We start from the raw sequence: 5,146 nt of genomic DNA, 5'->3' as shown, positions 1-5,146 counted from the left end.
GCTTAACCATACAACACCCAAGGGGTTTTGTGGACTCAAAGAAATACCAAACGCTTGAATGAGTTTGAAGAGACTTTTAAATCAGTTTTCCAGATTATTTTGCCTTCAGTTTTTAAAAAACTGAAAGTAAAAGCAAAATTTGCTTGGCGACCATAGCATTGTGGACCCACCTGATTCCATGCCGAACTCAGAAGTGAAACACAATAGCGCCGATGGTAGTGTGGGGCTTCCCCATGTGAGAGTAGGACATCACCAGGCTCCAAATTTATTTTCACTTTTTTGAAAAGTGAAGACAAAAATTTTTCAGAATCGTTTTTAAACGATATTTGAATTGCTGATATAGCTCAGCCCGGTAGAGCGCACCCTTGGTAAGGGTGAGGTCCCCAGTTCGAGTCTGGGTATCAGCACCACTATTTAGTTGATTTGATTCATCAAGTTAACAACAGAATTTGTTTGACGACCATAGCATTGTGGACCCACCTGATTCCATGCCGAACTCAGAAGTGAAACACAATAGCGCCGATGGTAGTGTGGGGCTTCCCCATGTGAGAGTAGGACATCGTCAGGCTCAAATTGCTTTAAGCTGAATAGACACTGCGGAGTGGTAGTTCAGTTGGTTAGAATACCGGCCTGTCACGCCGGGGGTCGCGGGTTCGAGTCCCGTCCACTCCGCCACTTATTAGAAAGCCTAGTCTTATGACTAGGCTTTCGCCGTTTCTGGGTGTTGATAATTTGGTCTTTGACCAAGGAGTCCCGGTCGGCTACGACCCCAGTCACTCCATTACTTATAAGAAGCCTCGCTAGAAATAACGGGGCTTTTTTGCATCTAAATCATAGTGCTTCGCACGTCAGTCGAATAACTTGCACAAAAGACTTTCCTTTAGCCTACGTGTTACCCAAACCCAAACCCTACGATTAGGGTGACATCATTTCTGACTCCAGTTGTGAGTTGGCACTAGCATGACTTCAAACGCGGCTGAGTGCTCAAACACTCGAGCTATACGACGTTGTAAGTTAGGTTCATGAGACTGTTCTAATCAGCATGTCCATTTCAATACCTGAGGCTCTATAAGCCTTACAACTCATCCTACGTGCCCTGCGTTTGTGGATGTTCGCTTTATCAAGTTCAAGTATTAGCTAACAGCCCTTCGTCTACGAAACCTGATTTCTGTTCTATCTATGAATCTAGAGGGTGGTTCTGATGTGTAATTAGGAATCCATCATGGATGTTTCTGCTAAGAACACTATAGCCCTTAATGAGTCGACTTAATGCATTAAGCTTAAACCACTATTAATTGTATTGATCACCCAACCGGATTGAGATTCTCTGGTTCTAAGTGTAGGTCCTTAGGGGATGTTTACCGGTCTCTCTTCGACTCTGATGTGTTTGTTGACTCGACATGAATCTGTTGTGTTGACCACTTTACTCTGAGCATATTGATTTCTTGCTGGTTAGTTCAAGCTATGTTTTGGCTATTGCGACTAATATGAAATTAGAAAGGTCATTACTGTTTACTTGGTAGGAAGACAATCCCTCAAGCCATCGGCGGATAGTTTTGTGATTATTTTAAGAAATAGATAAAGCCTTAAACCTAGTGGATCGAACTATGAAATTGAGTTTTAACTTTGAAGATGCGAGCCAGATCTTTGTGGGATCTTTTGCTTTGGCCGTGCCAATTTCTTTTTCTGAAGAGACTTGGAAGTTAGGGGAGACTTTACCTACCGCTAATCTATTGCTGTTATTTTTACTGTCTGCGGTGTTCTTAGGCTTCTATACGTATGAGAGTGTCTTTCAAAAAGATGTTGTTGCACGGTTGCCGGTGTTTATTTTCAGAATAGTTATTGCTTATGTTATGACGGCCTTGGTCGTTGCTTTGGTACTGACTTGCTTGGACAAATTACCTCTATTGAGTGACCCTGTTGTATCGATCAAAAGAGTGATTGTTATTTCAATGCCAGCCTCTATGGGCGCTATTGTAGTGGATAGTTTTGATAAAGAGTGACTTGTGTATCATTTGGATTGAAGCGCCTTACAGAGCTTTTCTAGCGCTTATTTGATTTGTTATTTAGCTTTCTCATTTCTAGGCTTAGCATTGATTTTTTCAGCCGATCTTCTCAATAATAAAATGAGTAGTAACGTACTATGAGTGACTCTTACGTGAATGTGTCGTTTGTTGTTGGACGATTTTGAAGGGAGTTAAGTGGCGAAGATTTGTAGCTTTGGATGGATATAAAAACGGTTGGTTTTTGAATTGAATATGATATTTGAAATGTGAGGGTAGTTGTATTGAGAAGTTATGATCTTTAGATGCAAAAAAGCCGCATCAATGATGCGGCTTTTTTTAATTGGCTCCCCTTGCAAGACTTGAACTTGCGACATACGGATTAACAGTCCGCCGTTCTACCAACTGAACTAAAGGGGAATTGATTGTTTAGTCTCTAATCAAGAGAATGGTGCCGACTACCGGAATCGAACTGGTGACCTACTGATTACAAGTCAGTTGCTCTACCTACTGAGCTAAGTCGGCATCATGAATCAAAAAGCTTATGCTTGATGATTAACTTGGCTCCCCTTGCAAGACTTGAACTTGCGACATACGGATTAACAGTCCGCCGTTCTACCAACTGAACTAAAGGGGAATTATTCTTAAAGCTTTAAAGAAATGGTGCCGACTACCGGAGTCGAACTGGTGACCTACTGATTACAAGTCAGTTGCTCTACCTACTGAGCTAAGTCGGCACATAATATTTCTTTGTGCTTTACTGTTGTTGTCTAGGACACCAACAAATAAATTGTGGTGCCCGGAGGCGGAATCGAACCACCGACACGAGGATTTTCAATCCTCTGCTCTACCGACTGAGCTATCCGGGCGACGAGGTGTATTAAACGTGTTTTCGCGTTCTGGGTCAACATTAAATTGCAAAAAAAGTATCGTTTGATGTTTTTCTATACTTAGTGGGTTGTTTTTGCTCATTTGGGGTGAAAAACCTAGGTCTAGCATGCCCTAATAGATAGTAAAACTACGGTTAACTACACTGAATGGGCGCCGAAATAAAAAAAGCACGTATGAAAACGTGCTTTTTTATTAAAAAATTTTTAGAGAGTTTAGTGTTTTACTTCAAACCTATTAACCCAAGCTTCTAATTCATTAGAAAGGGAGGCGAGAGTTTGGGTACTGTTATGACTTTCTATCACGACATTGCTCAGTTGGTTGCCGCTCTCTTCGATCATGTTGATACGCTTTGATATATCATCGCTCACCTGAGTCTGCTCAGCGGCCGCTGTTGCGATTTGATGACTCATTGATGAAATCGACTCTAATGCGACAACAATCTGTTGTAGTGCTTCAGAGGCGTTTTGAGACTCTGTTACGGTGCTTTCACTGGTCGCGGCACAAACTTCCATAGTTTGAATTGCGTTGCGAGATCCGTCTTGAAGGTTATTAATCATTAACTGAATTTCTTTGGTGCTTGATTGTGTTCGACCTGCAAGGTTACGAACCTCATCTGCTACAACCGCAAATCCACGGCCTTGTTCGCCAGCTCGAGCTGCTTCAATGGCTGCGTTAAGTGCCAACAGGTTAGTTTGCTCCGCTATATCACCAATCACATCCAATACTTTCGCAATGTTGTTTACATCGTTATCTAGGTTAGCGACAGCTTCGCTTGCTGTGCTTAGTTGGCCTGCTAGGCCTTGAATGTTGTCTACTGTGTTGTGAATCAGTTGTTGGGTATGCTGGCTCTGTTTATCGGCCTCGTCGGTGTTGCGCGCGGTATCGCTAGCTGAATCAGCAACGTTATTGGCTGAAGAGGCCATCTCGGTCATTGCTGTCGCGATCATCTCTGTTGATTGCTGTTGGGTCTCTGTTAGTTGAGCAATTGACCCAGCACGGTCTTCTACGCGCTGCAGTTCTCCCCTTAATGCCAGCATTGAAGCGTCCAGGTTTGATACCAACTCAGCCAGTGACTTACTCATTTGTTGTACGGCGTGGTAAATACTGCCGTCTGTCGCCTGAGTTTCGAAAGAGGTTTGAATTCGACCTTGTGCTACGGCTTGTACAGCTTCTCTTACATCTTTAGGTTCGCCACCAAGAAGCGCTAGCATGCGTTTAATAGATACAATTAGGCTCGATAGAATAAGACCAGCAATCACGACACAAAGGAACAGCTGCCATTGAGCGGTAGACCAGAAACGAGCGTTAACTTCATTGAACCCGATACCTGTTCCGACAACCCAGCCCCAATGTGGTGTTTTCTCTGCTATAGACAGTTTTTCTTCAATCGTTCCATCTGGCAGTTTTTGTGTCCAGGTGTACTCAATGATCTGCCCAGTACGATTACCAAGTACTCTTTGGATTAGCTGACCTACACTATTCCCGTTGCCATCTTTAAAGTCGTTAAAGCTGGTTCCGTGTAATTGAGGATCTAATGGTGTCGCGACAAACGTCATGTTCTCATCGGCTACGTAAACATATTCATTATCTTTATAGATGTTGTTACGTAGAAGGCGAGTAGCTAGTTGCTTAGCTTGCTCTTCTTCTAGAGTGCCATCAATCGCCATTTTTTCGACTTCAGTAAGGATGCTGTATGCACTCTTAAATAGCTCGGTCACGCGAGCTTTGTTGTCCATGTTGCTCGCGACTCTCAATGTCCATAAACCAGTAGCGGTCAGTGCTAGCAGGGCGATCAAGATGATGCCCGATAATAAGTAAGCTTGCGTTTTTAGTTTCATGTTTCCCCGCGCAGCGATTCAATAATTAGTATTAGGTATAGTTCATCGAATCTTAATCTAAGTCGTGTATGGCAGATATTAGAAAGATATCAAAACATGATAGAGATTAAATTTTCGAAGAAAAAAAAGTAATGAAATGGAATTCTGTTTGTTTTGATGTGACGGCTTACGGAGTTAAGGTGGGGAAGGGGATTTCTGGGATTAGTTGGTTCTGTTGGAATAGAGGTTCTTTATAGAACTTAGAATCAACTGCTGTAGTGAAGGTACTAGAAGGATATAACTCAACTTATCGAGACTGATTAAGAGTTGCGTTGAGCTGATGTGTCTATTGAATAGAGTTTGTTTTTGTTCAAACGAAAAAAAGCCAAGTCTTTCGACTTGGCTTTCTTGAATGTGGCTCCCCTTGCAAGACTT

Annotated in this window: 2 protein-coding genes, 7 tRNA genes and 2 rRNA genes; 5 read left to right on the top strand and 6 right to left on the bottom strand. The window is 42.5% G+C overall.

From position 1 onward, the window contains the following. Positions 1-142: 142 nt before the first annotated feature. The 5 genes from rrf (BCV39_RS16560) (at position 143) to BCV39_RS16540 (ending at position 2,003) form a co-directional block, all read left to right on the top strand. Positions 143-258, top strand: a 5S ribosomal RNA gene (gene rrf, locus BCV39_RS16560). A 75-nt stretch (positions 259-333) separates the two neighbouring features. After that, positions 334-410 (top strand) — tRNA-Thr (locus BCV39_RS16555). Between the two features lie 42 nt (positions 411-452). Beyond that, positions 453-568 (top strand): 5S ribosomal RNA (gene rrf, locus BCV39_RS16550). Positions 569-598: 30 nt separating this feature from the next. Further along, a tRNA-Asp gene (locus tag BCV39_RS16545) sits at positions 599-675 on the top strand. A 932-nt stretch (positions 676-1,607) separates the two neighbouring features. Then, positions 1,608-2,003: a DUF2391 family protein gene (locus tag BCV39_RS16540; protein WP_102431293.1), complete on the top strand. Its 396-nt coding sequence runs from the start codon at positions 1,608-1,610 to the stop codon at positions 2,001-2,003. A 344-nt stretch (positions 2,004-2,347) separates the two neighbouring features. Here BCV39_RS16540 and BCV39_RS16530 read toward each other — a convergent pair. The 6 genes from BCV39_RS16530 to BCV39_RS16505 all read right to left on the bottom strand — a co-directional run bounded on the left by BCV39_RS16530 (position 2,348) and on the right by BCV39_RS16505 (position 4,732). Next, positions 2,348-2,423, bottom strand: a tRNA-Asn gene (locus BCV39_RS16530). 29 nt (positions 2,424-2,452) lie between these two features. Beyond that, positions 2,453-2,528: transfer RNA gene (locus tag BCV39_RS16525), tRNA-Thr, on the bottom strand. A 36-nt stretch (positions 2,529-2,564) separates the two neighbouring features. After that, positions 2,565-2,640, bottom strand: a tRNA-Asn gene (locus BCV39_RS16520). A gap of 24 nt (positions 2,641-2,664) precedes the next feature. Beyond that, positions 2,665-2,740, bottom strand: a tRNA-Thr gene (locus BCV39_RS16515). Positions 2,741-2,796: 56 nt separating this feature from the next. Further along, a tRNA-Phe gene (locus BCV39_RS16510) sits at positions 2,797-2,872 on the bottom strand. Between the two features lie 234 nt (positions 2,873-3,106). Further along, complete coding sequence (locus tag BCV39_RS16505; protein WP_102431292.1) at positions 3,107-4,732, bottom strand: methyl-accepting chemotaxis protein; 1,626 nt, start codon at positions 4,730-4,732, stop codon at positions 3,107-3,109. Between the last annotated feature and the right edge of the window lie 414 nt (positions 4,733-5,146).

The sequence above is a fragment of the Vibrio sp. 10N.286.55.E10 genome (assembly GCF_002872555.1).
Lineage (GTDB): Bacteria > Pseudomonadota > Gammaproteobacteria > Enterobacterales > Vibrionaceae > Vibrio > Vibrio crassostreae.
Note: the sequence above shows the minus strand (reverse complement) of the source record. Positions and strands in the feature narration are given on the sequence as shown.